Source organism: Streptomyces luteosporeus (assembly GCF_039532865.1).
GTDB lineage: Bacteria > Actinomycetota > Actinomycetes > Streptomycetales > Streptomycetaceae > Streptomyces > Streptomyces luteosporeus.
Window position 1 is genome coordinate 228,239 of the sequence record NZ_BAAASL010000010.1, and the last position, 23,185, is coordinate 251,423.

General features: G+C 72.4%; 26 protein-coding genes. 24 read left to right on the forward strand and 2 right to left on the reverse strand.

Annotated elements, in window-relative coordinates; genetic code table 11:
- Positions 1–81 precede the first annotated feature (81 nt).
- Positions 82–912, reverse strand: coding sequence for a class I SAM-dependent methyltransferase (locus ABD361_RS15845; RefSeq protein ID WP_344435919.1), 831 nt, complete (start codon positions 910–912; stop codon positions 82–84).
- Between the two features lie 365 nt (positions 913–1,277).
- On the opposite strand from ABD361_RS15845, the gene proS reads away from it, so the two are divergent.
- The 18 genes from proS (at position 1,278) to ABD361_RS15935 (ending at position 16,148) form a co-directional block, all read left to right on the forward strand.
- Positions 1,278–2,693, forward strand: a complete 1,416-nt coding sequence (proS, locus tag ABD361_RS15850) for a proline--tRNA ligase (RefSeq protein ID WP_344435920.1) — start codon at positions 1,278–1,280, stop codon at positions 2,691–2,693.
- A gap of 284 nt (positions 2,694–2,977) precedes the next feature.
- Positions 2,978–3,577 (forward strand): hypothetical protein, encoded by a 600-nt coding sequence (locus ABD361_RS15855; RefSeq protein WP_344435921.1) that lies wholly within the window; start codon positions 2,978–2,980, stop codon positions 3,575–3,577.
- Between the two features lie 157 nt (positions 3,578–3,734).
- Positions 3,735–4,169, forward strand: coding sequence for a 30S ribosomal protein S16 (gene rpsP, locus ABD361_RS15860; protein WP_344435922.1), 435 nt, complete (start codon positions 3,735–3,737; stop codon positions 4,167–4,169).
- A 2-nt stretch (positions 4,170–4,171) separates the two neighbouring features.
- On the forward strand, positions 4,172–4,411 hold the full coding sequence (locus ABD361_RS15865; protein WP_344435923.1) for an RNA-binding protein: 240 nt from the start codon (positions 4,172–4,174) through the stop codon (positions 4,409–4,411).
- A 118-nt stretch (positions 4,412–4,529) separates the two neighbouring features.
- Positions 4,530–5,090, forward strand: a complete 561-nt coding sequence (gene rimM, locus ABD361_RS15870) for a ribosome maturation factor RimM (protein ID WP_344435924.1) — start codon at positions 4,530–4,532, stop codon at positions 5,088–5,090.
- Positions 5,090–5,905, forward strand: a complete 816-nt coding sequence (gene trmD / locus ABD361_RS15875) for a tRNA (guanosine(37)-N1)-methyltransferase TrmD (protein WP_344435925.1) — start codon at positions 5,090–5,092, stop codon at positions 5,903–5,905. The genes rimM and trmD overlap by 1 nt, the downstream gene beginning before the upstream one ends.
- Positions 5,906–6,035: 130 nt before the next feature.
- Entirely contained in the window at positions 6,036–6,386 is a 351-nt protein-coding gene (gene rplS, locus ABD361_RS15880; RefSeq protein ID WP_344435926.1) for a 50S ribosomal protein L19, read from the forward strand.
- A 45-nt stretch (positions 6,387–6,431) separates the two neighbouring features.
- On the forward strand, positions 6,432–7,244 hold the full coding sequence (gene lepB / locus ABD361_RS15885) for a signal peptidase I (protein ID WP_344435927.1): 813 nt from the start codon (positions 6,432–6,434) through the stop codon (positions 7,242–7,244).
- Positions 7,237–8,346: a signal peptidase I gene (gene lepB, locus ABD361_RS15890; protein WP_344435928.1), complete on the forward strand. Its 1,110-nt coding sequence runs from the start codon at positions 7,237–7,239 to the stop codon at positions 8,344–8,346. Before lepB (ABD361_RS15885) ends, lepB (ABD361_RS15890) begins: the two co-directional genes overlap by 8 nt.
- On the forward strand, positions 8,285–9,307 hold the full coding sequence (lepB, locus tag ABD361_RS15895) for a signal peptidase I (protein ID WP_425583222.1): 1,023 nt from the start codon (positions 8,285–8,287) through the stop codon (positions 9,305–9,307). The genes lepB (ABD361_RS15890) and lepB (ABD361_RS15895) overlap by 62 nt, the downstream gene beginning before the upstream one ends.
- 107 nt (positions 9,308–9,414) lie before the next feature.
- Entirely contained in the window at positions 9,415–10,161 is a 747-nt protein-coding gene (gene lepB / locus ABD361_RS15900) for a signal peptidase I (RefSeq protein ID WP_344435930.1), read from the forward strand.
- Positions 10,154–10,744: an NUDIX hydrolase gene (locus ABD361_RS15905; protein ID WP_344435931.1), complete on the forward strand. Its 591-nt coding sequence runs from the start codon at positions 10,154–10,156 to the stop codon at positions 10,742–10,744. The genes lepB (ABD361_RS15900) and ABD361_RS15905 overlap by 8 nt, the downstream gene beginning before the upstream one ends.
- A gap of 39 nt (positions 10,745–10,783) precedes the next feature.
- Entirely contained in the window at positions 10,784–11,092 is a 309-nt protein-coding gene (locus ABD361_RS15910) for a DUF2469 domain-containing protein (RefSeq protein ID WP_126916304.1), read from the forward strand.
- Between the two features lie 94 nt (positions 11,093–11,186).
- Positions 11,187–11,588, forward strand: coding sequence for a YraN family protein (locus ABD361_RS15915; RefSeq protein WP_344435933.1), 402 nt, complete (start codon positions 11,187–11,189; stop codon positions 11,586–11,588).
- Positions 11,588–13,201, forward strand: coding sequence for a YifB family Mg chelatase-like AAA ATPase (locus tag ABD361_RS15920; protein WP_344435934.1), 1,614 nt, complete (start codon positions 11,588–11,590; stop codon positions 13,199–13,201). Before ABD361_RS15915 ends, ABD361_RS15920 begins: the two co-directional genes overlap by 1 nt.
- Positions 13,198–14,379, forward strand: a complete 1,182-nt coding sequence (gene dprA / locus ABD361_RS15925) for a DNA-processing protein DprA (protein WP_344435935.1) — start codon at positions 13,198–13,200, stop codon at positions 14,377–14,379. Before ABD361_RS15920 ends, dprA begins: the two co-directional genes overlap by 4 nt.
- A gap of 276 nt (positions 14,380–14,655) precedes the next feature.
- Positions 14,656–15,492, forward strand: a complete 837-nt coding sequence (gene whiG, locus ABD361_RS15930) for an RNA polymerase sigma factor WhiG (RefSeq protein ID WP_344435936.1) — start codon at positions 14,656–14,658, stop codon at positions 15,490–15,492.
- 116 nt (positions 15,493–15,608) lie between these two features.
- Positions 15,609–16,148 (forward strand): TetR/AcrR family transcriptional regulator, encoded by a 540-nt coding sequence (locus ABD361_RS15935; RefSeq protein WP_344436002.1) that lies wholly within the window; start codon positions 15,609–15,611, stop codon positions 16,146–16,148.
- A gap of 161 nt (positions 16,149–16,309) precedes the next feature.
- Here the strand turns inward: ABD361_RS15935 and ABD361_RS15940 are convergent, their stop codons facing one another.
- Positions 16,310–16,837: a murein hydrolase activator EnvC family protein gene (locus ABD361_RS15940; protein WP_344435937.1), complete on the reverse strand. Its 528-nt coding sequence runs from the start codon at positions 16,835–16,837 to the stop codon at positions 16,310–16,312.
- A gap of 315 nt (positions 16,838–17,152) precedes the next feature.
- Here ABD361_RS15940 and rpsB point away from each other — a divergent pair, with 315 nt between their 5' ends.
- The 6 genes from rpsB (at position 17,153) to rlmN (ending at position 23,138) form a co-directional block, all read left to right on the forward strand.
- Positions 17,153–18,007: a 30S ribosomal protein S2 gene (gene rpsB / locus ABD361_RS15945; protein WP_344435938.1), complete on the forward strand. Its 855-nt coding sequence runs from the start codon at positions 17,153–17,155 to the stop codon at positions 18,005–18,007.
- A 181-nt stretch (positions 18,008–18,188) separates the two neighbouring features.
- Positions 18,189–19,025 (forward strand): translation elongation factor Ts, encoded by an 837-nt coding sequence (tsf, locus tag ABD361_RS15950; protein ID WP_344435939.1) that lies wholly within the window; start codon positions 18,189–18,191, stop codon positions 19,023–19,025.
- A 162-nt stretch (positions 19,026–19,187) separates the two neighbouring features.
- Positions 19,188–19,967, forward strand: a complete 780-nt coding sequence (pyrH, locus tag ABD361_RS15955) for a UMP kinase (RefSeq protein ID WP_344435940.1) — start codon at positions 19,188–19,190, stop codon at positions 19,965–19,967.
- Between the two features lie 167 nt (positions 19,968–20,134).
- Positions 20,135–20,692, forward strand: a complete 558-nt coding sequence (frr, locus tag ABD361_RS15960) for a ribosome recycling factor (protein ID WP_344435941.1) — start codon at positions 20,135–20,137, stop codon at positions 20,690–20,692.
- Complete coding sequence (locus ABD361_RS15965; RefSeq protein WP_344435942.1) at positions 20,692–21,819, forward strand: phosphatidate cytidylyltransferase; 1,128 nt, start codon at positions 20,692–20,694, stop codon at positions 21,817–21,819. The genes frr and ABD361_RS15965 overlap by 1 nt, the downstream gene beginning before the upstream one ends.
- A 212-nt stretch (positions 21,820–22,031) precedes the next feature.
- Complete coding sequence (gene rlmN / locus ABD361_RS15970; RefSeq protein ID WP_344435943.1) at positions 22,032–23,138, forward strand: dual-specificity RNA methyltransferase RlmN; 1,107 nt, start codon at positions 22,032–22,034, stop codon at positions 23,136–23,138.
- Positions 23,139–23,185: the final 47 nt, after the last annotated feature.

Consider the following 23,185-nt stretch of genomic DNA (forward strand, 5'->3'; position numbering starts at 1 on the left):
GAGCCCACCCGCGGCAGGCTCTCGCGCGGCCCCCGGCGATCCTTCGCCGGAGGCCGTTCGCGTGGCGGCGCCCTTCGGTCCTCAGCGCACCCGTGCGATCAGGTAGCGGAAGACGTTGGGCATCCACACCGTCCCGTCGCGCCGCTGGTACGGGTGGAGGGCCTCCACGAGCTCCTTGGTGACCTGGTCCTCGTCGGTGGCCCGGATCGCCGCGTCGAAGGCGCCCGTGGAGAGCATCCCGCGCACCGCGCTGGTCAGGTCGGCGTAGCCGTACGGGCAGGAGACGCGGCCGGAACCGTCGGGGGTCAGCCCCGCGGTGCGGGCGAGGTCCTCCAGGTCGTCGCGGCCGCTGGGCCGCCAGCGCGCGGGGGCGCACATGGGATCGGCCAGGCGTGCGGCGACGCGCAGGGCGCCCGAGGCGGCACAGCGCTCCTGCGGCCCCCAGCCGGCCAGGACGACGGGGGTGCCCGGCGTCGCCAGTGCGGTGGCGCGCGCGAGGGTCTGGGCCAGGCCACGGGTGCCGCCGCCCGCGCAGTACAGCGGGTCGAAGGCGGTGATCAGGTTGAACGCCGGGCCGGTGGGGTCGTGGACGGCCTCGGGCCCGCCCAGCCCCAGGCGCCGTCCGCTCTCGGGGGCGCCGTCGGGCAGCAGCCGTTCGCGGGCGAGCGCGAGCCGGCGGCCGTCCTGGTCGACGCCGCTGACGCTGGCGCCCCGGGCGGCGGCCATCAGCAGGGCGAGGCCGGATCCGCAGCCGAGGCTGAGCAGCCGGGTGCCGGGGCCCGCTTCCAGGCGGTCGTAGACCGCTTCGTAGAGCGGCACCAGCATGCGTTCCTGGATTTCCGCCCAGTCGCGGGCCCGGGCTTCGGGCGAGGTCGGGGACGGCCGGTGCCGCCGCACGAGCGTTGGTGTCATCGAAAGGGCCCCAATCCGCCGGGTGACGTGTCCTGGTCCGTTGTGCCGCTGTTCGGCGTTCCGCGTCGCCCGTGCGACGCGGCGCGCTCCCGCCCCCGTGACGTGCCGCCGTTCGTGCTCCGTGCAGAAACCCCCCGATGCAAGGGAACTGCGCTCGACGTCACTAGTCCAGGGGGTTGTGCGAGAAGGTTCCCCCGTGCGCCCCGATGGCATGTGCCGGGTGTCATCGCCTGAAATGGAAGTACCCGCGACGTGCGCGGATCAGGCGCCCTGTCGCAAAACGCGCCGGGCCGACCGGCCGGGAAGGCGGGGTTGCGGGCGGACGGATTCACACTCGGCCGCGGGTGCCCCGTACCATTCGCAGCATGGCAAAGGCTCCCATTCTCACCCCCCAGGCGGAAGACTTCCCGCGCTGGTACCAGGACTTGATCAACAAGGCCGAGCTGGCCGACAACGGCCCGGTGCGCGGCACCATGGTCATCCGACCGTACGGGTACGGGCTCTGGGAGCGCATGCAGCAGGAGATGGACGCCCGGATCAAGGACGCGGGCGCCTCCAACGCGTACTTCCCGCTGTTCATCCCGCAGTCGTACCTGACGAAGGAGGCGGAGCACGTCGAGGGCTTCGCCCCCGAGCTGGCGGTCGTCACGCACGGCGGCGGCAAGGAGCTGGAGGAGCCGGTCGTGGTGCGGCCGACCTCCGAGACGATCATCAACGAGTACTTCTCGAAGTGGGTGCAGAGCTACCGCGACCTGCCCCTGCTGATCAACCAGTGGGCGAATGTCGTCCGTTGGGAGATGCGTCCGCGCGTCTTCCTGCGCACGAGCGAATTCCTCTGGCAGGAGGGCCACACCGCGCACGCCACCTACGAGGACGCCCGCGACTACGCGGCGCGCATTCACCGGGACGTCTACTACGACTTCATGGTGAACGTCCTGGGCATCGACGTGGTGCTCGGCCGCAAGACGCCCAAGGAGCGGTTCGCCGGCGCCATCAACACCCTCACCCTCGAGGGCATGATGGGTGACGGCAAGGCGCTGCAGCTGGGCACCAGCCACGAGCTCGGCCAGAATTTCGCGAAGGCCTTCAACACCTCGTACCTGTCGAAGGAGGGCCACCAGGAGCTGGTCTGGCAGACCTCCTGGGGCGTGTCCACCCGCATGGTCGGTGGTCTGATCATGTCGCACGGCGACGACAACGGCCTGCGGGTGCCGCCGCGCCTGGCGCCGGTGCAGGCCGTGGTCCTGGCGATCAAGGGCGACGAGGCCGTGCTGGCCAAGGTCCGCGAGATCGGCGACGTCCTCAAGGCGGCCGGTGTGCGCGTGCAGGTCGACGACCGCACCGACACCCCCTTCGGCCGCCGCGCCGTGGACTGGGAGCTCAAGGGCGTCCCGGTGCGCATCGAGATCGGCCCGCGCGACCTGGAGAACGGCACCGCGATGCTGGCCCGCCGGATCCCCGGCGGCAAGGAGCCGGTGCGCATCGACGAGCTGGCCGCGCTGCTGCCGAAGGTCCTGGAGGAGGACCAGGAGCTGCTGCTGCGCCAGTCGCGCGAGCGCCGCGAGTCGCGCACGACGGACGTGAAGACCATCGAGGAGGCCGCCGAGGCCGCTGCCGCCGGCGGCTGGGCCCGCATCCCGTGGGCGACGCTGGGCACCGAGGGCGAGGCCAAGCTCGCCGAGCAGGCCGTGACCGTGCGCTGCCTGGTCGCCGAGGACGGCTCCGTGCCGGACTCCGACGACGCGCCGGGTGCGATCGCGATCGTGGCCCGCGCCTACTGAGCCGGACACCCCCGGGTGCGCGCCCCACGGCGCGCGCCCGGGGGTTCGCGCTTGCGGGCGTCCCTACGCCGGCGTCCGTACGCCGAGGTGCTTACGCCGAGGTGCTTACCCCGGAGTCAGTACGTCCCACCTTGCGAACGGGTGAGCGGGTCATCCCCCTTCTCCGCAGTTCTGCGCACCCGCCCTCGTCAGGACGCATCAGTCGGGAAACTGACTGGTACGTGCAAAATATTTGAGATGGCCCGGTATCGGAACACCGGGCTGTGCCTGCTCGTTGTCACGACGTGAGCACGACACCACCTGTTCTCGCCGCAGAGCTGGCGCAGGCGTGGGCCGACATTCAGCGGTACCACCCCGAGCTGCCGGATCTAGCCGCGCCCGAATCGTTGATCGGGGAGTCGTCGTCCGCCTGTGGCGCCGAGCTCTCCTTCGAGAGGCTGCTGCACGAGGCGGTCCACGGCATCGCGGCCGCCCGCGGTGTCCGCGACACCTCCCGTGCCGGCCGCTACCACAACCGGCGGTTCCTGGCGATCGCCGAGGAGCTGGGGCTCGACCACAGCGAGGAGCCGCATCCCAGCAGTGGCTTCTCCCTGGTCGTGCTGAACGCGGAGGCGCGCAAGCGCTACCGGCCGACCATCGAGAGACTGCAGCGCGCGCTCAAGGCCCACACCGTCGCGACGGCCGCCGACACCTCGCGCACCTTCCGGGGGCCCGCGGCGCGGCACGGCTCGTCCGGCGGCGGCGTGCGGGTGAAGGCGGTGTGCGAGTGCGGGCGCAACGTCCGGGTCGTGCCGTCCGTGCTGGCCCAGGCGCCGATCATGTGCGGCGGCTGCGGTCAGCCCTTCCGGATCCCCGAAGCCGTCCCCGTCGGCTCCGGTCGCTGAGTTCGACACACCGTGTGGCACAATAGGTCGCTGTACTCGACAGTCGCACAGGACCCCTCTCTCCTCCGGCTGACGCGTCCATCGGGCACCCGAGTACCGCAACCCCACGTGGCATCTCGTTGTGCCCACCACGTCAAGACCAGGAGACACCACTTCCGTGGCAGTCAAGATCAAGCTGAAGCGTCTGGGCAAGATCCGTTCGCCTCACTACCGCATCGTCGTCGCCGACTCCCGTACCCGCCGTGACGGCCGGGCCATCGAGGAGATCGGTCTGTACCACCCGGTGCAGAACCCCTCGCGCATCGAGGTCAACAGCGAGCGCGTGCAGTACTGGCTGGGTGTCGGCGCGCAGCCGACCGAGCCGGTCCTGGCCATCCTGAAGGTCACCGGCGACTGGCAGAAGTTCAAGGGTCTGCCGGCCCCGGCCCCGATGCTCGTCGCCGAGCCCAAGGCCGACACCAGCGGTCTCTTCGAGGCCGCCGTGAACGCCGCCGGCGAGGTGAAGGGCGAGGCCATCACCCCGAAGGCCAAGAAGTCGGAGAAGAAGGACGAGGCCGACGCCGCCGAGTCCGCTGAGTCGACCGAGGCCTGAGGATGCTCGAGGAGGCCCTTGAGCACCTCGTGAAGGGCATCGTCGACAACCCCGACGACGTGCAGGTCGCCTCGCGCAACCTGCGTCGCGGGCAGGTGCTGGAGGTCCGGGTCCACCCCGACGACCTCGGCAAGGTGATCGGCCGCAACGGCCGCACCGCACGTGCTCTGCGTACCGTCGTCGGCGCCCTCGGCGGCCGTGGCATCCGCGTCGACCTGGTCGACGTGGACAACGTCCGCTGAGCAGCGATAGCGCACCGGCATGAGGCCGGGGGTGGGAGACCGCCCCCGGCCTCTGTCGTGTGCACCCCCCGCGTAGAAGCGACAATTGAGGAACCGGACCAGAAGGGGACCGAAGAGCGTGCAGCTGGTAGTCGGCAGGATCGGCCGGGCCCACGGCATCAAGGGCGAGGTCACCGTGGAGGTGCGCACGGACGAGCCCGAGCTGCGGCTCGGCCCCGGCGCGGTGCTGATGACCGATCCCGCGGGCGTGGGGCCGTTGACCGTGGAGTCCGGCCGTGTGCACAGCGGACGGCTGCTGCTGCGCTTCACGGGCGTGGCCGACCGCAACGCCGCCGAGGCGCTGCGCAACACCCTGCTGATCGCCGAGGTCGACCCCGACGAGACGCCCGAGGACCCCGAGGAGTACTACGACCACCAGCTGGTCGACCTCGACGTGGTCACCGTCGACGGCACGCACGTCGGCCGCATCTCGGAGATCTCCCACCTGCCCTCCCAGGACCTGTTCATCGTCGAGCGGGAGGACGGCAGCGAGGTGATGATCCCCTTCGTGTCGGAGATCGTCACGGAGATCGACCTAGACAACCAGCGTGCCGTCGTCGACCCGCCGCGCGGGCTGCTGGACAGCGGGCAGGCCGAGGTCGCCGGCTCGCGCACCGAGGGCCCGGAGGGTGACGCCTGATGCGCCTCGACGTCGTCACGATCTTCCCCGAGTACCTCGAACCGCTGAACGTCTCCCTCGTCGGCAAGGCCCGGGCCCGCGGTCAGCTGGACGTGCGCATCCACGACCTGCGGGAATGGACGCACGACAAGCACAACACCGTCGACGACACCCCCTACGGCGGCGGCCCCGGCATGGTCATGAAGCCCGAGCCCTGGGGCGAGGCGCTCGACGAGATCATCGCCTCGGGCCGGGAGGGGCAGCGGCCGGTCCTGGTCGTGCCCACGCCCAGCGGCAAGCCCTTCACCCAGGAACTGGCCGTCGAGCTCTCCGAGAAGCCCTGGCTGGTCTTCACCCCCGCCCGCTACGAGGGCATCGACCGCCGCGTCATCGAGGAGTACGCCGAGCGCCTCGACGTGCGCGAGGTGTCCATCGGCGACTACGTCCTGGCCGGCGGCGAGGCCCCCGTCCTGGTCATGGTCGAGGCCATCGCCCGGCTGCTGCCCGGCGTCCTCGGCAACGCCGAGTCCCACCGCGACGACTCCTTCGCCCCCGGCGCCATGGCCGACCTGCTCGAAGGGCCCGTCTACACCAAGCCGCCGGAGTGGCGCGGCCGGGGCATCCCGGACGTCCTCCTCAGCGGCCACCACGGGAAGATCGCCCGCTGGCGCCGCGACGAGGCCTTCCGGCGCACCACGCAGAACCGGCCCGACCTGATCGAGCGCGCCGACCCGGCCGCCTTCGACAAGAAGGACCGCGAAATGCTCTCGATCCTCGGCTGGGGCCCCGGCGCCGACGGCCGATTTGGGCCAGTGGCGCCCCCCGTGGAAGAATGAGCCGTTGCCTTGCGTCCGGCGCACGCCCCTGCCACAGGGGGAACGACGTCCGCCCGACGGTGGGGCACCCCTTCACCTCCCGTACGAGTACCGCTGATGACCTGTGGCATCGGCGAGGAAGCAGACATTCATGTCCAACCGTCTCTCGGCCGTCGACGCCGCTTCGCTGCGCACCGACGTCCCGGCGTTCCGCCCCGGCGACACCGTGAACGTCCACGTCCGCGTCATCGAGGGCAACCGCTCCCGTATCCAGCAGTTCAAGGGTGTCGTCATCCGCCGCCAGGGTTCGGGCGTCAGCGAGACCTTCACGGTCCGCAAGGTCTCCTTCTCCGTCGGCGTCGAGCGCACCTTCCCGGTGCACAGCCCGATCTTCGAGAAGATCGAGCTGGTCACCCGTGGTGACGTCCGCCGCGCCAAGCTGTACTACCTCCGTGAGCTGCGCGGCAAGGCCGCGAAGATCAAGGAGAAGCGCGACAACTGAGCTTCCCGCCGGTGTCCCCGGGCGGCCGGATAGGCTCTCGGACCGATGGACACCGACGCACAGCTCGCACCGCTTCCGGAGCGCGACCGCTCCCCCCGCCCCGACCGGGCGGGGGAGCAGCGGTCGCGCTCCGCGCGTTTTCCCCGCCGCCACCTCGCGCGGGCCCGGCAGTGGCTGTCGGACGGCGGCCCGCTGCGCCGGGCCGGGGTGATGCTGACCGTGTGCATGGTCACGCTGCTGCTGGTCAGCGGCTATGTGGTGCAGCCCTTCACGATTCCCAGCCGCTCGATGGAGAACACCCTGCGGGTCGGGGACCGGGTGCTGGTCAACAAGCTCGCCTACCGCTTCGGCGCCGAGCCGCAGCGCGGCGACGTGATCGTCTTCGACGGCACCGAGTCCTTCGTCCAGGACCCGCCGGCCGAGAACGCCGTCATGGCGCTCATCCGCAAGGGCGGCTCCGCCCTCGGGCTCATGCGGCCCGCCCCCGGGACCGACTACGTCAAGCGCGTCGTGGGCACCGGCGGGGACCGGGTGCGCTGCTGCGACCGGCAGGGCCGGCTGGAGGTCAACGGCCGGCCGCTGCTGGAGGCGGACTACCTCTTCCCCGGCGACGTCCCCTCGCGGGTGCCGTTCGACATCGTGGTGCCGGAGGGCAAGCTATGGGTCATGGGCGACCATCGCAGTGACTCCCGGGACTCCCGTGACCACCTCGGCGAACCGGGCGGTGGCACCGTCCCCCTCGACCGGGTCGTCGGGCGCGCCGACTGGATCGGCTGGCCGCTGAGCCGCGTGGGCTCGGTGCGGGGGACCGGCGCCTTCGAGGGCGTACCGGCCGCTCCGAGGGGCACCCATGGGTAGCCGGGGGCGCGCCCCCGTACGCGAGGGCCGGGCCCGGGACGCCCGTACGGAGCCCGGGGCCCCGCCGCCCGCGACGGAAGGCCGCGCCGCCCGGCGCAGGGCCGGGCAGGCCGCCGGGACGGCGCCGCCCGCCACCGGGGGCCGGGCCGCACGCCGCAAGGCGGCCCGGCGCGTGAAGCGGCGGCGCCGGCGCCGGTCGGTGTACAAGGAAGTGCCCGTCCTGATAGGCGTCGCGGTGCTCATCGCGCTCGTGCTGAAGACCTTCCTCGTGCAGGCGTTCGTCATCCCCTCCGGTTCGATGGAGCAGACCATCCGCATCGGGGACCGGGTGCTGGTGGACAAGCTCACCCCGTGGTTCGGCACCCGGCCGCAGCGCGGGGACGTGGTGGTCTTCAAGGACCCCGGCGGCTGGCTGGAGGGCGAGCAGCGCTACGGGGGCGACGACCCGGTGGGCGTGAAGCAGGCCAAGCAGGTGCTCAGCTACGTCGGCCTGCTGCCGTCGGCCGACGAACAGGACCTGATCAAGAGAGTGATCGGAGTCGGTGGCGACACGGTCAAGTGCTGTAACACCGACGGCAAAATCACGGTCAACGGAACACCGCTCGTCGAGCCCTACCTCCACCCCGGCAATCCGCCCTCGCAGATCGCCTTCGAGGTGACCGTCCCGCCCGGACGGCTCTTCGTCATGGGCGACCACCGCTCGGACTCCGCCGACTCGCGCTACCACCTCGACGAGCCGCAACACGGCACCGTGGGCGAAAACCTGGTGGTGGGACGCGCGGTGGTGATCGCCTGGCCCTTCGGACACTGGCGCCGGCTGGCCGAACCGGGCCCGTTCGCGGCGGTGCGCAACGCGCCGCCGGCGGCGCGGGCCGCGGGGACGCAATCGGGCGCCGGGCCGCATAGTGTGTCCCCCATGGATCAAGAAGGATTGATCCGGCTCCCGACCCCTGCGGAACTCCCGCTCGTTATGGGAGTGGTGGGCCTGCGTCGTGTGTACGACAGGCGGCAGTGCGGAGTGAGGAGTGGATGTGGGGGATTTGGCGGTCGGCGCACGGTCCGGACACGGCGAACCCGAAAAGCACACCGGTCAGACGGATGAGCCCGCGGGGGCGGCCGGCGGCGAGGCGCCGCACGAGGCCGGTTCCTCCCCGGCCGGCGGCCGGAACGACGACGGCCGCGAGCCGGCGGGCACGGACGACGGCGGCCGCGACGACGGCGGGCGGGACGACGGCGGGCGCGGCGAGCGGCAGAAGCAGCGCTCGTTCTGGAAGGAGCTGCCGATCCTGGTCGGCATCGCCCTGGTGCTCGCGCTGCTGATCAAGACGTTCCTGGTGCAGGCGTTCTCCATCCCGTCCGAGTCGATGCAGAACACCCTGCAGCGCGGCGACCGGGTGCTGGTCGACAAGCTCACGCCGTGGTTCGGCTCCAAACCCGAGCGCGGCGAGGTCGTCGTCTTCCACGATCCGGGCGGCTGGCTGGGCGAGACCCCCACCACCGACAACGGCCCGGTGGCCGGCGGCCTGCAGAAGGTGCTCAGCTTCATCGGCCTGATGCCCTCCGCGGAGGAGAAGGACCTGATCAAGCGGGTCATCGCGGTCGGCGGCGACACCGTCGAGTGCAAGGGCAACAACGAGCCCGTCACGGTCAACGGCAAGGCGCTGAACGAGCCGTACATCTTCCCCGGCAACACCCCCTGCGGCGACAAGCCCTTCGGCCCGATCAAGGTGCCGCAGGGCCGGATCTGGGTCATGGGCGACCACCGCCAGGACTCCCTCGACTCCCGCTACCACCAGGAGCTGGACCGCTTCCAGGGCACGGTCTCCGAGGACCAGGTCGTCGGGCGCGCCATCGTCGTCGCCTGGCCGGTCGACCGCTGGTCCACGCTGCCGGTGCCGGACACCTTCGACCAGCCCGGGCTCAGCGCCGCGGCCGGCTCGGCGCCGGCGGCCCTCGGCCTCGCGGGCGCGGTGCCGCTGGTGCTGTGGCGGCGCCGCCGGATCCTGCGCCGGGACGCGGGCGCGCTGCGCGAGGCCGCGCCCGCCGCGACGCCGAGGGGCTGACCTCGGGCGGTACCCCCGGGTAGGGTGCGGTCGCGGAGCAAGCGGGGAACGGCCGCGCCGTTCCCGGGCGCTTCCGCGCACCGATCATCGACCCGGGCGGGGGCGGCATGAGCACAGAGGGACGCGACGAGCACGGCCCGGGCCGCACGGGCAGGGTGCTGTCCGGGCTGGCCGTGGCCGTCGGCTGCGTGCTCTTCCTCGGCGGGTTCGCCTGGGCCGCCTGGCTCTACCGGCCCTACACCGTGCCCACCGATTCCATGGCGCCCACCATCGGGCGCGGGGACCGGGTGCTGGCCGAGCGGGTCTCCGGTGCCGAGGTGCGGCGTGGGGACATCGTGGTCTTCGAGGACAAGGTCTGGGGCTCGGTGCCCATGGTCAAGCGCGTCGTCGGCGTCGACGGCGACAAGGTCGCCTGCTGTGACCCGCAGGGCCGGCTGACGATCAACGGCCAACCGGTCGAAGAACCGTATCTGCAGGGGGCGGGCCCGGCCTCCCCGGCGCCCTTCTCCGCCACCGTCCCGCCCGGGCACCTCTTCCTCCTCGGCGACCACCGCAGCGACTCCGTCGACTCCCGCAGCCACATGGCCGGCACGGGGCAGGGCTCGGTGCCCCGCGAGACCGTACGGGCCCGGGTGGACGCCACCGCCTGGCCCGTCTCCGGCTGGGGCATGATCGAACGACCGGACGCCTTCGCCGCCCTGCCCGGCGGCACCTCCCGGCCCGGGCCGCTGCCGCTGATCGTCACCGCCGCCGGCCTGGGTGCTGCGTTGATCTTCGGCGGAGCCGCGTACGGCCCGCTGGCCCGGTGGCGCTCCCGCAGCCCGGGCAGGACGGCGGTGTCGTCCCATGGGTGAGCCCGGTCGTGGGCCTGGTCGCGAGCCCGGTCGCGAGCCCGTCGATGAGCCTGGCGGCGGGCCCGGCCATGAGCCTGGCGGCGGGTCCGGCAGCGAGCCCGGGCCGCTGCGCAGGGCCGCGCGCGTCATCCTGCTCGACCCGGCCGACCGGATCCTGCTGCTGCACGGCTACGAGCCGGACGACCCCTCCCTGACCTGGTGGTTCACCCCCGGCGGCGGGCTGGAGGGCGGCGAGGACTGGGAGAGCGCCGCGCGGCGGGAGCTGGCCGAGGAGACCGGGATCACCGAGGTCGAGCTCGGGCCGCTGCTGTGGCGGCGCAGGTGCTCCTTCCCCTTCGCCGGCCGCCGCTGGGACCAGGACGAGCGCTACTACCTGGCCCGCACCCGCCAGGAGCCCACCTGGACGGGCGGCGGGACGGAGCTGGAGCGGCGCAGCCTGAACGGGCTGCGCTGGTGGAGCTGCGGGGAACTGCTGGACACCCGTGAGACGGTGTACCCGACCAGACTCGCCGAGCTGCTGCGCACGCTGCTCGACGAGGGACCCCCGAGTGCGCCGGTGCTGCTGGAGACGGAGCACGCCTGACGCACAATGGGGGGACGCACGGCTGAAGGGGAACATGCCATGAGCGCCGAGGACCTCGAGAAGTACGAAACCGAGATGGAGCTGAAGCTCTACCGGGAGTACCGCGACGTCGTCGGTCTGTTCAAATACGTGATCGAGACCGAGCGGCGCTTCTACCTGACGAACGACTACGAGATGCAGGTCCACTCCGTGCAGGGGGAGGTCTTCTTCGAGGTGTCGATGGCGGACGCGTGGGTCTGGGACATGTACCGGCCGGCACGCTTCGTGAAGCAGGTGCGGGTGCTCACGTTCAAGGACGTGAACATCGAGGAGCTCAACAAGACGGACCTGGACCTTCCGGGTACCTGATCGGGTCACCGGGTTTTCCCCAGGCGCCGGGTTATCCACCAAGATCCAACAGTTGCGGGCCGGGGCGGCACAGTCGGTGCCGGAGGTGGTGCCGATGTCCCGGAACCCGGCTGGAAAAGAGTGCGAGCGGACGTCCGCCGGAGCGCGCAGGGCGCTCGGGCGGTACGGCGAGGAGCTGGCGGCCCGCAGGCTCGCCGAGGCGGGCATGCGCGTCCTCGCCCGCAACTGGCGGTGCCGGTCCGGCGAGCTCGACATCGTCGCCGCCGACGGCGACGCCCTGGTGATCTGCGAGGTCAAGGCCCGCCGCGCGGGCCCCTACGAGCACCCGATGGCGGCGGTCACCCCCGCCAAGGCCGAGCGGCTGCGCACCCTGGCCGCCCACTGGCTCCTCCGGCACGGCGGGGCACCGGCGGGCGGCGTGCGCATCGACCTGGTGGGCGTCGTCGTGCCCGACCGGGGCGCGCCCGTGGTCGAGCACGTCCGGGGGGTGGCCTGATGGCCTTCGCACGGACGTGTTCGGTGGCCCTGGCGGGAGTCGAGGGCGTGGTGGTCGAGGTCCAGGCCGACCTGGAGCCGGGCGTCGCCGCCTTCACCCTGGTGGGCCTGCCCGACAAGAGCCTGACGGAGAGCCGCGACCGGGTGCGGGCCGCGGTGGCCAACTCTGGGGCCGAGTGGCCGCAGAAGAAGCTCACGGTGGGGCTGAGCCCCGCCTCGGTGCCCAAGGGCGGCAGCGGCTTCGACCTGGCCGTGGCCTGCGCGGTCCTGGGGGCGGCCGAGCGCATCGACCCCCGGTCCATCGCCGACCTGGTGATGATCGGCGAGCTGGGCCTCGACGGCCGCGTCCGCCCGGTGCGCGGCGTCCTGCCCGCTGTCCTGGCGGCCGCCGACGCCGGGTACCGCCAGGTCGTGGTGCCCGAGCGGACGGCGGCGGAGGCCGCCCTCGTGCCCGGCGTCTCGGTGCTGGGCGTGCGCAGCCTGCGCCAGCTGATCGCGGTGCTGACGGACGCGCCGGTGCCCGAGGAGGACGAGGAGCCGGCGGCGGAGGGCCGGCCGGACCCGGTGTCCGCCGGGCTCGCCCTGCCGGGCAGCGGCATCCCCGCGATCGCGCCGGACGGGGCGGGCCGGCCCGACCTCGCCGAGGTCGCCGGGCAGGCCCGGGCGCGCAGGGCGCTGGAGGTCGCCGCCGCGGGCCGGCACCACCTGCTCTTCCTGGGCCCGCCCGGGGCCGGAAAGACGATGCTGGCCGAGCGGCTGCCGGGCCTGCTGCCACCGCTCACGCCGCACGAGTCGCTGGAGGTCACCGCGGTGCACTCGGTGGCGGGCGTGCTGCCCGCCGGGCAGCCGCTGATCGACCGCGCGCCGTACTGCGCGCCGCACCACTCGGCGTCCATGCCCTCGCTCGTCGGCGGAGGTTCGGGCCTGCCCCGGCCGGGGGCGGTGTCCCTGGCTCACCACGGGGTGCTTTTTCTGGACGAAGCGCCCGAATTCTCCAGCCGTGTCCTGGACACCCTCCGCCAGCCCCTGGAGTCCGGGCACGTGGTCGTGGCCCGCTCGGGCGGGGTCATGCGGCTGCCGGCCTCCTTCCTGCTGGTTCTCGCGGCCAACCCCTGCCCCTGCGGCCGGCACGGGATGACGGCGGACGGCTGCGACTGCCCGCCGAGCGCGGTCCGGCGCTACCTGGGCCGGCTCTCCGGGCCGCTGATGGACCGGGTGGATCTCAGAGTGACCGTCGAGCCCGTGACCCGCTCGGAGCTGACCGGGCCCGGGGCCCGGCCCGAGTCGACTGCGGACGTCGCCGCGCGGGTGCGGGCCGCCCGCGAGCGCGCCGCCACCCGGCTGGCCGGCACGCCCTGGCACACCAACAGCCAGGTGCCCGGGCACGAGCTGCGCACCCGCTGGAGCGTCGTGCCCGGGGCGCTGGCCGAGGCCGAGCGGGACATGGAGCGCGGGCTGCTGACCGCGCGCGGGCTCGACCGGGTGCTGCGGGTCGCCTGGACGGTGGCCGACCTCGCCGGGCACGACCGGCCGGATGCCGGCGACGTGCTCCAGGCACTGGAGCTGCGCACGGGCGTCCGGCGCGGCGCGGTGCGGGCGGGCGGCTGGGAATGAGCGGCCCGGACGCATCCGAGCGGCTGGCCCGGGCCGCCCTGACCCGCCTGACCGAGCCCGGCGACGAGCAGGTGGGGCGATGGCTGCGGCAGCTGGGCGCCCAGGCGCTGCTGCAGGCCCTGACCGGGGCCGGGCCACCCCCGCCCGGTGCCCGGAAGGACCGCCTCGCGGCGTGCGCGGCCCGGGCCGCCGCCCTGGACCCCGGGCGCGACCTGGAGACCGTGGCCCGGCTCGGCGGGCGCTTCCTGATCCCCGGCGACCTGCAGTGGCCCAGCCAGCTGGACGACCTGGCGGACGCCCGGCCCGTCGGGCTGTGGGTGCGCGGCAGCCCGGACGTGCGGCTGTGGGCGCTGCGCTCGGTGGCGGTGGTCGGAGCCAGGGCCTGCACCGACTACGGCTCCCACGTGGCCTCCCTGCTGGGCGCGGGGCTGGCCGAGCGCGGCTGGGTGGTGGTCTCCGGCGCGGCCTTCGGAGTGGACGGCGCGGCGCACCGGGGCGCGCTGGCCGTGAGCGGGGCCACGGTCGCCGTGCTCGCCTCCGGCATCGACGTCCCCTACCCGCGCGGCCATGCCGAGCTGATCGACCGGATCGCGGAACAGGGCCTGGTGCTGGCGGAGCTGCCACCGGGCGGGCACCCCACGAGGGCCCGGTTCGTGCTGCGCAATCGCGTCATCGCCGCCCTGACCCGGGGCACGGTCGTCGTCGAGGCGCAGTACCGCAGCGGGTCGCTGGTGACCGCGCGCCGGGCGCGGGCGCTGGGGCGGCACACGATGGGCGTGCCGGGGCCGGTCACCTCCGGCCTGTCGGCGGGCGTGCACGAACTCCTGCGCGAGGGGGCGTGTCTGGTCACCGATGCCGACGAAATCGCCGAGCTGGTCGGCACCATGGGAGAGCTCGCACCCGCCCGGCGCGGCCCCGTCCTCGCCCGGGACCTGCTGGCGCCGGCCGCCGCCGCGGTGCTGGAGGCCGTGCCCGGCCGGGGCGGTGCGGGCCTCGCCCTTCTCGCCCGGGAGGCGGGCCTCGGCACCGAGCGGACACTCGCCAGCCTGTACGAACTGCAGGCGCTGGGGTTCGTGGAACGGCTGGGCGATCGCTGGCAATTGGCTGACGAGCCGTCAACAGACGAAGGCTCCAAGCCCCTCCAACGGCGCCCCCCTGCGCGGCGAGGCGGTTCTTGACCTGGGGTGATCGGGTGAAAGGGTTAAGGCGACGACCCGGCCGGCCGATACGGCGGGCGCCGAGCGGCCCCGTGCCCCGCGTCCCGGCCGCCGTCGTGCGGCGCGCCGCCGCCGGCGGACCGCATCTCCACCCACCGAAGGGAGTCCATCGCTCACCGCAGCGTCCCGGTCACGCTACGCTCACGGAAATCATCCCTTCGTACCGCCCGATCTCCCATCGACCGATCGTCACACCACCTGATCAACGTCCACGGCAGAACGGCTGAAGAACGACGAATGCCCCAGCACACCTCCGGGTCCGACCGCGCGGCGGTACCGCCCGCAGCGCGCGGCGCCGTGCGCCCTCCCGCACCCACGACGCTCGACGAGCTGTGGCGGTCGTACAAGGCCACGGGCGACGAGCGGCTGCGGGAGCAGCTGATCCTGCACTACTCGCCCCTGGTGAAGTACGTGGCGGGCCGCGTCAGCGTCGGGCTGCCGCCCAACGTCGAACAGGCCGACTTCGTCTCCTCCGGGATCTTCGGGCTGATCGACGCCATCGAGAAGTTCGACCCGGGCCGGTCCATCAAGTTCGAGACCTACGCCATCACCCGCATCCGCGGGGCGATGATCGACGAGCTGCGCGCGCTCGACTGGATCCCGCGCTCGGTGCGCCAGAAGGCGCGCGCCGTGGAGCGCGCGTACGCCACCTTGGAGGCGGCCCTGCGCCGCACGCCCACCGAGGCCGAGGTGGCGGCCGAGATGGAGATCTCCCTGGAGGAACTGCACGCCGTCTTCAGTCAGTTGTCCCTCGCCAACGTGGTGGCCCTGGAGGAGCTGCTGCACGTCGGCGGCGAGGGCGGCGAGCGGCTGAGCCTGATGGACACCCTGGAGGACACCGCGGCCGACGACCCGGTCGAGGTCGCCGAGGACCACGAGCTGCGCCGGCTCCTGGCCCGGGCGATCAACACCCTCCCCGAGCGGGAGAAGACCGTCGTCACCCTCTACTACTACGAGGGCCTCACCCTCGCCGAGATCGGCCAGGTGCTGGGCGTCACCGAGAGCAGGGTCAGCCAGATCCACACCAAGTCCGTCCTGCAACTGCGGGCCAAGCTCGCGGACGTCGGGCGCTGAGCGTGCCGGGGCCGACGTCGCTGAATCGTCCCTCCACCGTCGTCCGGGCCCGCTCCTGTCCGTAAAGTGGGAGCGTGCCCAGGATTCGAGCGGCCTCAGTGGCCGAGCACCGGACGATGCAGCGCGGCGCCCTGCTGGACGCCGCCCGCTCCCTGCTGTCCGAAGGCGGGACGGAAGCGCTGACCTTCCCCGCGCTCGCCGAGCGCACGGGCCTCGCCCGGTCCTCCGTCTACGAGTACTTCCGCTCGCGCGCCGCCGTCGTCGAGGAGCTGTGCGCCGTCGACTTCCCGGTCTGGGCCGCCGAGGTGGAAGCCGCGATGGCCGCCGCCGCCACCCCCGAGGACAAGATCGAGGCGTATGTGCGCCGGCAGCTGGCACTCGTCGGCGACCGCCGGCACCGGGCCGTGGTGGCGATCTCCGCCGGCGAGCTCGACGCGGGCGCCCGCGAGAAGATCCGCGCCGCGCACGGCGGCCTGATCGCGATGGTCGTCGAGGCACTGGAGGCGCTCGGCCACGAGCAGCCGCGGCTGGCGGCGATGCTGCTGCAGGGTGTCGTCGACGCGGCGGTCCGCCGCATCGAGCTGGGCGCGGCGGAGGACCCCACGACGATCACGGAGGCGGCGGTGGGCATGACCCTGCGGGGCGTGCGCGGCTAGCGCCTGCCCGGCGGATCCTCGTCACGCGGCACCACGGCGCCCCGTAGGGGCGCGGGGAACTGCGCGATCGGCCACGGACGGCCCGCAGCCGACACCTGCGCGTTCGCCGTGGCTTGGCGCGCCCGCGCGGCGGAGCCGCAGATCGACACTGCCCCGCGCCCCTACGGGACGCTCACCACCAGCGGCAGCAGGCGCGACGGTGGGCGTCGCAGGAGCCACGGGGGCAGCAGGCTCAGGGGATCGCGGTACTCCTCCCCGTCCCGCAGCCCCCAGTGCACGCACCCCACCCCGCAGTGCCATCCCGCCCTCGGCGTCACGACCCCGATCACCTGCCCCGCCCGCACCATCTCTCCCTCCTGCACCACCGCCCGCACGGGCTCGTACGTCGTGCGCAGCCCCGGCGCGAGCTCCACCGCCAGCACGCCGAGCCCCGCCACCTCGCCCGCGTAGGACACCCGCCCCGGCGTCGCCGCCCGCACCGGTGTGCCCGGGGCCGCCGCCAGGTCCACTCCGCGGTGGCCGGCGGCCCACCGCACCGGGGGCGGCTCCCAGGCCCGCAGGACCAGGGGCCGGGCCCCGTGCGCCCCCGGGACGGGCCAGGCCCGCTCGCCGCCGGGCGGCTCGGCGGCAGCCGCCGGCGCCCACGCCAGCAGCACTGCCACCAGGACAAGAAGCAGTCGTCGTCGCATGCCACGACCATGGCCCCGATCACCGACTCGTGGGGATCTTGGCGAGGATCTGTGGACTACTCGGGGGTTGTGGACAACGCCGTCACCCGCGCCTTCTGCCGTCCCGTACACTTCTCATGGCGATCCGGGTCACCGGATCGACTTCGCACGCCCCGCCACCGGCGCTTCTCGCCCTTCCGGGCAGCACGGTGGCCGTGTCCCTCGGTCCTCGGAACGGCTCCCCGCACGGGCGCCGACCGCGGCGGACGCACCGGGGCGTCAGGCGCGGCGACCGCCCGGTCGTCGTGGAAACCGAATACCTCAAGGAGCACGGCCATGGCCGTCGTCACGATGCGGGAGCTGCTGGAGAGCGGCGTCCACTTCGGTCACCAGACCCGTCGTTGGAACCCGAAGATGAAGCGTTTCATCTTCACCGAGCGCAACGGCATCTACATCATCGACCTGCTCCAGTCGCTGTCGTACATCGACCGCGCCTACGAGTTCGTCAAGGAGACCGTCGCGCACGGCGGCTCCATCATGTTCGTCGGTACGAAGAAGCAGGCCCAGGAGGCCATCGCCGAGCAGGCGACCCGCGTCGGCATGCCCTACGTCAACCAGCGCTGGCTGGGCGGCATGCTCACCAACTTCTCGACCGTCTACAAGCGCCTGCAGCGCCTGAAGGAGCTCGAGCTCATCGACTTCGAGGACGTGGCCGCCTCCGGCCTGACCAAGAAGGAGCTCCTGGTCCTCTCCCGCGAGAAGGCCAAGCTGGAGAAGACCCTCGGCGGCATCCGCGAGATGCAGAAGGTGCCGAGCGCCATCTGGGTCGTCGACACCAAGAAGGAGCACATCGCCGTCGGTGAGGCGCGCAAGCTCCGCATCCCGGTCGTCGCCATCCTCGACACCAACTGCGACCCCGACGAGGTCGACTACAAGATCCCGGGCAACGACGACGCGATCCGTTCCGTCACCCTGCTCACCCGCGTGATCGCCGACGCCGTCGCCGAGGGCCTGATCGCCCGCTCCGGCGGTGCCGGTGAGGGCAAGGGCGAGAAGGCCGCCGGCGAGCCGCTGGCCGAGTGGGAGCGCGACCTGCTCGAGGGCGAGAAGAAGGCCGACGAGCCGGCCGCCGCCGAGGCCGAGGCCCCCGCCGAGGCCGAGAAGCCGGCCGCGGACGCCGAGCAGGCCTAAGGCTCTGCCGCACCGGGCGTACGGCGGGGGCGGCAAGCCCCCGCCGTACGCCCGGCGGATCCACTGTCGGACCCCGTCAGCGGGACGGGAGCCGACAGGTGTGGTGACCTCAAGACGGACCAGCCTGCCCGAGGCCCCGCGTGGGGCCCGGCAAGGCCCAGTGCACGAGAAGGATTGAAGGATGGCGAACTACACCGCCGCTGACGTCAAGAAGCTCCGTGAGCAGACCGGCGCCGGCATGATGGACTGCAAGAAGGCGCTCGACGAGGCCGAGGGCAACCTCGAGAAGGCCGTCGAGATCGTCCGCGTCAAGGGCCTGAAGGGTGTGGCCAAGCGCGAGAGCCGCACCACCGAGAACGGCGCCGTCGCCTCCCTCATCGCCGACGACAACACCTCCGGTGTCATCGTCGAGCTGAAGTGCGAGACGGACTTCGTCGCCAAGGGTGAGAAGTTCGTCGCCGTGGCCGACGCCCTGGCCGCCCACATCGCCAAGACCGCTCCGGCCGACGCCGAGGCCCTCATGGCCTCCGAGATCGAGGCCGGCAAGACCGTCCAGGCGTTCGTGGACGAGGCCAACGCCACCCTCGGCGAGAAGATCGTCGTGGACCGCTTCGCGCACTTCGCCGACGGCAAGGTCTACGCCTACATGCACCGCACGGCCGCCGACCTGCCCCCGCAGGTGGGTGTCCTCGTCGAGCTCGACAAGGACAACGCCGAGGTCGCCAAGGACGTTGCGCAGCACATCGCCGCCTTCGCGCCGAAGTTCCTCTCCCGCGAGGAGATCCCGGCCGACGTCGTCGAGAACGAGCGCCGCATCGCCGAGGAGACCGCTCGCGAGGAGGGCAAGCCCGAGGCCGCCCTGCCGAAGATCGTCGAGGGCCGCGTCACCGGCTTCTTCAAGGAGCAGGTCCTGCTGGACCAGGCCTTCGCGAAGGACAACAAGAAGACCGTCCAGAAGGTCCTGGACGAGGCCGGCGTCACGCTCAAGCGCTTCGCCCGCATCCGCGTCGGCGCCTGAGCCGTCCGCAGGGCAGCGAATGACCCGCGACCCGCTAGGGTCGTACGCAGTCGGCCGCCCACCGGCCGACCGCTGATGTGACGAGGAGGCCATTGCCGCTGAGGGAACCGCAAGGATCCATCCGGCAATGGCCTTCTTGGTATGTGCACGAGGAGAACTCCAATGAACCAGGGTGCGGACGCCACGCAGGCCGCCGACGACACACACGCCGAGCAGGGCACACGCCGTCGGTTCCTGCTGAAACTGTCAGGTGAGGCCTTCGCCGGCGGCGGTGGGCTCGGCGTCGACCCCGATGTCGTGCACGCCATCGCCCGGGAGATCGCGGCCGTCGTCCGCGAGGGCTACGAGATCGCCGTCGTCATCGGCGGCGGCAACTTCTTCCGCGGCGCCGAGCTGCAGCAGCGCGGCATGGACCGGGCCCGGTCCGACTACATGGGCATGCTCGGCACCGTGATGAACAGCCTCGCCCTGCAGGACTTCCTCGCCAAGGAGGGGGTCGAGACGCGGGTCCAGACCGGCATCACCATGGGCCAGGTCGCCGAGCCGTTCATCCCGCTGCGCGCCGTGCGGCACCTGGAGAAGGGCCGCGTCGTGATCTTCGGCGCGGGCATGGGCATGCCCTACTTCTCCACCGACACCACCGCCGCCCAGCGCGCCCTGGAGATCCACGCAGAGGCGATCCTCATGGGCAAGAACGGCGTCGACGGGGTCTACGACTCCGACCCGAAGAAGAACCCCGACGCCGTGAAGTTCGACGCCCTCGAGTACGGCGAGGTGCTCGCCCGCGGACTGAAGGTCGCCGACGCCACCGCCATCAGCCTGTGCATGGACAACAAGCTGCCGATCCTGGTCTTCGAGCTCCTCGCCGAGGGCAACATCGCCCGTGCGGTGAAGGGTGAGAAGATCGGCACGCTCGTGAGCGACCAGGCCACGCGGGACTGACGACCCGCAGCCGTCCGCCTTGGCCGCCGAAATGAGGCGGACGGCAACTCCGTGCCGGGGGAAGACCTCGGCACGGGGATGGACAACTGCCTGCCGGTCGGACACCGTGCAGGAGAAGACGCGCGCAGGGGCGAGGCTCTGCTTACTGATAACACCAGGAGCAAGTGGTGATCGAAGAGATCCTCCTCGAGGCCGAGGAGAAGATGGAGAAGGCCGTCGTGGTCGCCAAGGAGGACTTCGCGGCGATCCGCACCGGGCGTGCGCACCCGGCGATGTTCAACAAGATCGTGGCCGACTACTACGGCGCGCTGACGCCCATCAACCAGCTGGCGTCGTTCTCGGTGCCGGAGCCGCGCATGGCCGTCGTCACCCCGTTCGACAAGACCGCGCTGCGCAACATCGAGCAGGCCATCCGCGACTCGGACCTCGGCGTCAACCCGAGCAACGACGGCAACATCATCCGGGTGACCTTCCCCGAGCTGACCGAGCAGCGCCGCCGGGAGTACGTCAAGGTCGCGAAGACCAAGGCCGAGGACGCCAAGGTCTCCATCCGTTCCATCCGCCGCAAGGCCAAGGACCTCCTCGACAAGCTGGTCAAGGACAAGGAGACCGGCGAGGACGAGGTCCGCCGCGCGGAGAAGGAGCTCGACGACACCACCGCGAAGTACGTCGCGCAGGTGGACGAGCTGCTCAAGCACAAGGAAGCCGAGCTCCTCGAGGTCTGATGAACGACGCATCCTGGGGAGCCCCGCCGCGCCCCGGTCACTGGGGGGCCACCGACGCCGGACCCCCTCCCGGCACCCGCTGGGAGGACGGTCTCCCGGCGGGTCCTGTGCACGACATGGGCGACGCGGCGCAGACTCGCCCCATGCCCATTGTGCCCGGAGAAGGCGGATACCAGGACGACGATGACGACCGTGAGCAGGGGGCCGCGCACCTCGGCGGCCCCCTGTTCCACGACGAACGCGATCACCGTGACACAGGGGAGCCCGCCATCCGGCCGCACGAGCCCGCCCCCCAGGCGCCCAAGGCGAAGAAGAGCGCCGGCCGGGACCTGCGCGCGGCGATAGGGGTGGGCGTCGGCCTCGGTGCCGTCATCCTCGCCTCCCTGTTCATCTACAAGCCCGTCTTCCTCGGCGTCGTCGTGATCGCCGTGGTGGTCGGGCTGTGGGAGCTGACCTCCCGCCTCGCCGAGCGCAAGGGCATCCGGGCCCCCCTGGTGCCGCTGGCGATCGGCGGCGCCGCGATGACCGTCGCGGGGTACGTGAGCGGCGCGGAGGGCGCGTGGGTGGCCATGGCCTTCACCGCGCTCGCCGTGCTGGTGTGGCGGATGACGGAGACGCCGGACGACTACCTCAAGGACGTCACCGCCGGCATCTTCGCCGCCTTCTACGTGCCCTTCCTCGCCACCTTCGTGGCGTTGATGCTGGCCGCGCAGGACGGCGCCTGGCGGGTGCTGACCTTCCTGATCCTGACCGTCGTCAGCGACACCGGGGCGTACGCGGTGGGCTGGCGGTTCGGCAAGCACAAGCTCGCCCCGCGCATCAGCCCCGGCAAGACCCGCGAGGGCCTGGTCGGCGCGGTGCTCTTCGCCATGGTGGCGGGCGCGCTGTGCATGCAGTTCCTCATCGACGGCGGCGTCTGGTGGCAGGGTCTGCTGCTGGGTCTGGCGGTCGCCGTCAGCGCCACGCTGGGCGACCTCGGCGAATCCATGATCAAGCGGGACCTGGGCATCAAGGACATGGGCGCCCTGCTCCCCGGCCACGGCGGGATCATGGACCGGCTGGACTCGCTCCTGCCGACGGCACCGGTGGTGTGGTTGCTGATGGTGGCTTTCGTCGGCAGCGGGTGACACGGCGCCACGCGGCGGCAGCCGCATATCGGCACAGCATGGACCGGCTGGACTCGCTCCTGCCGACCGCTCCGGTGGTCTGGCTGCTGATGGTGGCCTTCGTCGGGGTCGGCTGATCCCTTAAGCCGCCTGACCTGCGTCTTCACCGCGAGGGGGCCCGTCGTCCACAGGACGGCGGGCCCCCTCGCCGCGTCTGCGACACTGGTAGGACCATGCCTAAGCCCGGAGAACTCACTTTCGTCGCCCCGCGCGGAGCCAAGCTGCCGCCGCGGCACCTCGCCGACCTCTCGCCCGCCGAGCGCCGCGAGGCCGTGGCCGCGATCGGCGAGAAGCCGTTCCGCGCCAAGCAGCTGTCCCAGCACTACTTCGCGCGGTACGCGCACCAGCCCGAGGCGTGGACGGACATCCCGGCCGCGGCCCGCACCAAGCTGGCCGAGGAGCTGCTGCCGGAGCTGATGAGCGTGGTGCGCCACGTCTCGTGCGACGACGACACCACCCGCAAGACCCTGTGGCGCCTGCACGACGGCAAGCTCGTCGAATCGGTGCTGATGCGCTACCCGGACCGGGTGACGATGTGCATCAGCTCCCAGGCCGGCTGCGGCATGAACTGCCCGTTCTGCGCCACCGGCCAGGCCGGCCTGGAGCGCAACCTGTCGACGGCCGAGATCGTGCACCAGATCGTCGACGGCATGCGCGCGCTGCGCGACGGCGAGGTGCCGGGCGGTCCCGCGCGGCTGTCCAACATCGTCTTCATGGGCATGGGCGAGCCGCTGGCCAACTACAAGCGCGTCGTCGGCGCCATCCGCCGGCTGACCGACCCCGAGCCGGACGGCCTGGGCCTGTCCCAGCGCGGCATCACGGTCTCGACCGTGGGTCTGGTCCCGGCGATGCTGCGGTTCGCGGACGAGGGCTTCAAGTGCCGTCTCGCGGTCTCGCTGCACGCCCCCGACGACGAGCTGCGCGACACCCTGGTGCCGGTCAACACCCGCTGGAAGGTCCGCGAGGTCCTCGACGCCGCCTGGGAGTACGCGGAGAAGTCCGGGCGCCGGATCTCCATCGAGTACGCCCTCATCCGGGACATCAACGACCAGGCCTGGCGCGGTGACCTGCTGGGCCGGCTGCTCAAGGGCAGGCGGGTGCACGTCAACCTCATCCCGCTCAACCCCACCCCGGGCTCGAAGTGGACGGCCTCCCGCCCGGAGGACGAGCGGGCCTTCGTCGAGGCGATCGCCGCCCACGGCGTGCCCGTCACCATCCGCGACACCCGCGGCCAGGAGATCGACGGAGCCTGCGGCCAGCTGGCCGCCGCCGAGCGCTGAGCGGCCGCCGCGGGCCCGGCAGGGGCCCGCGGCCGCCCTGGTACGGT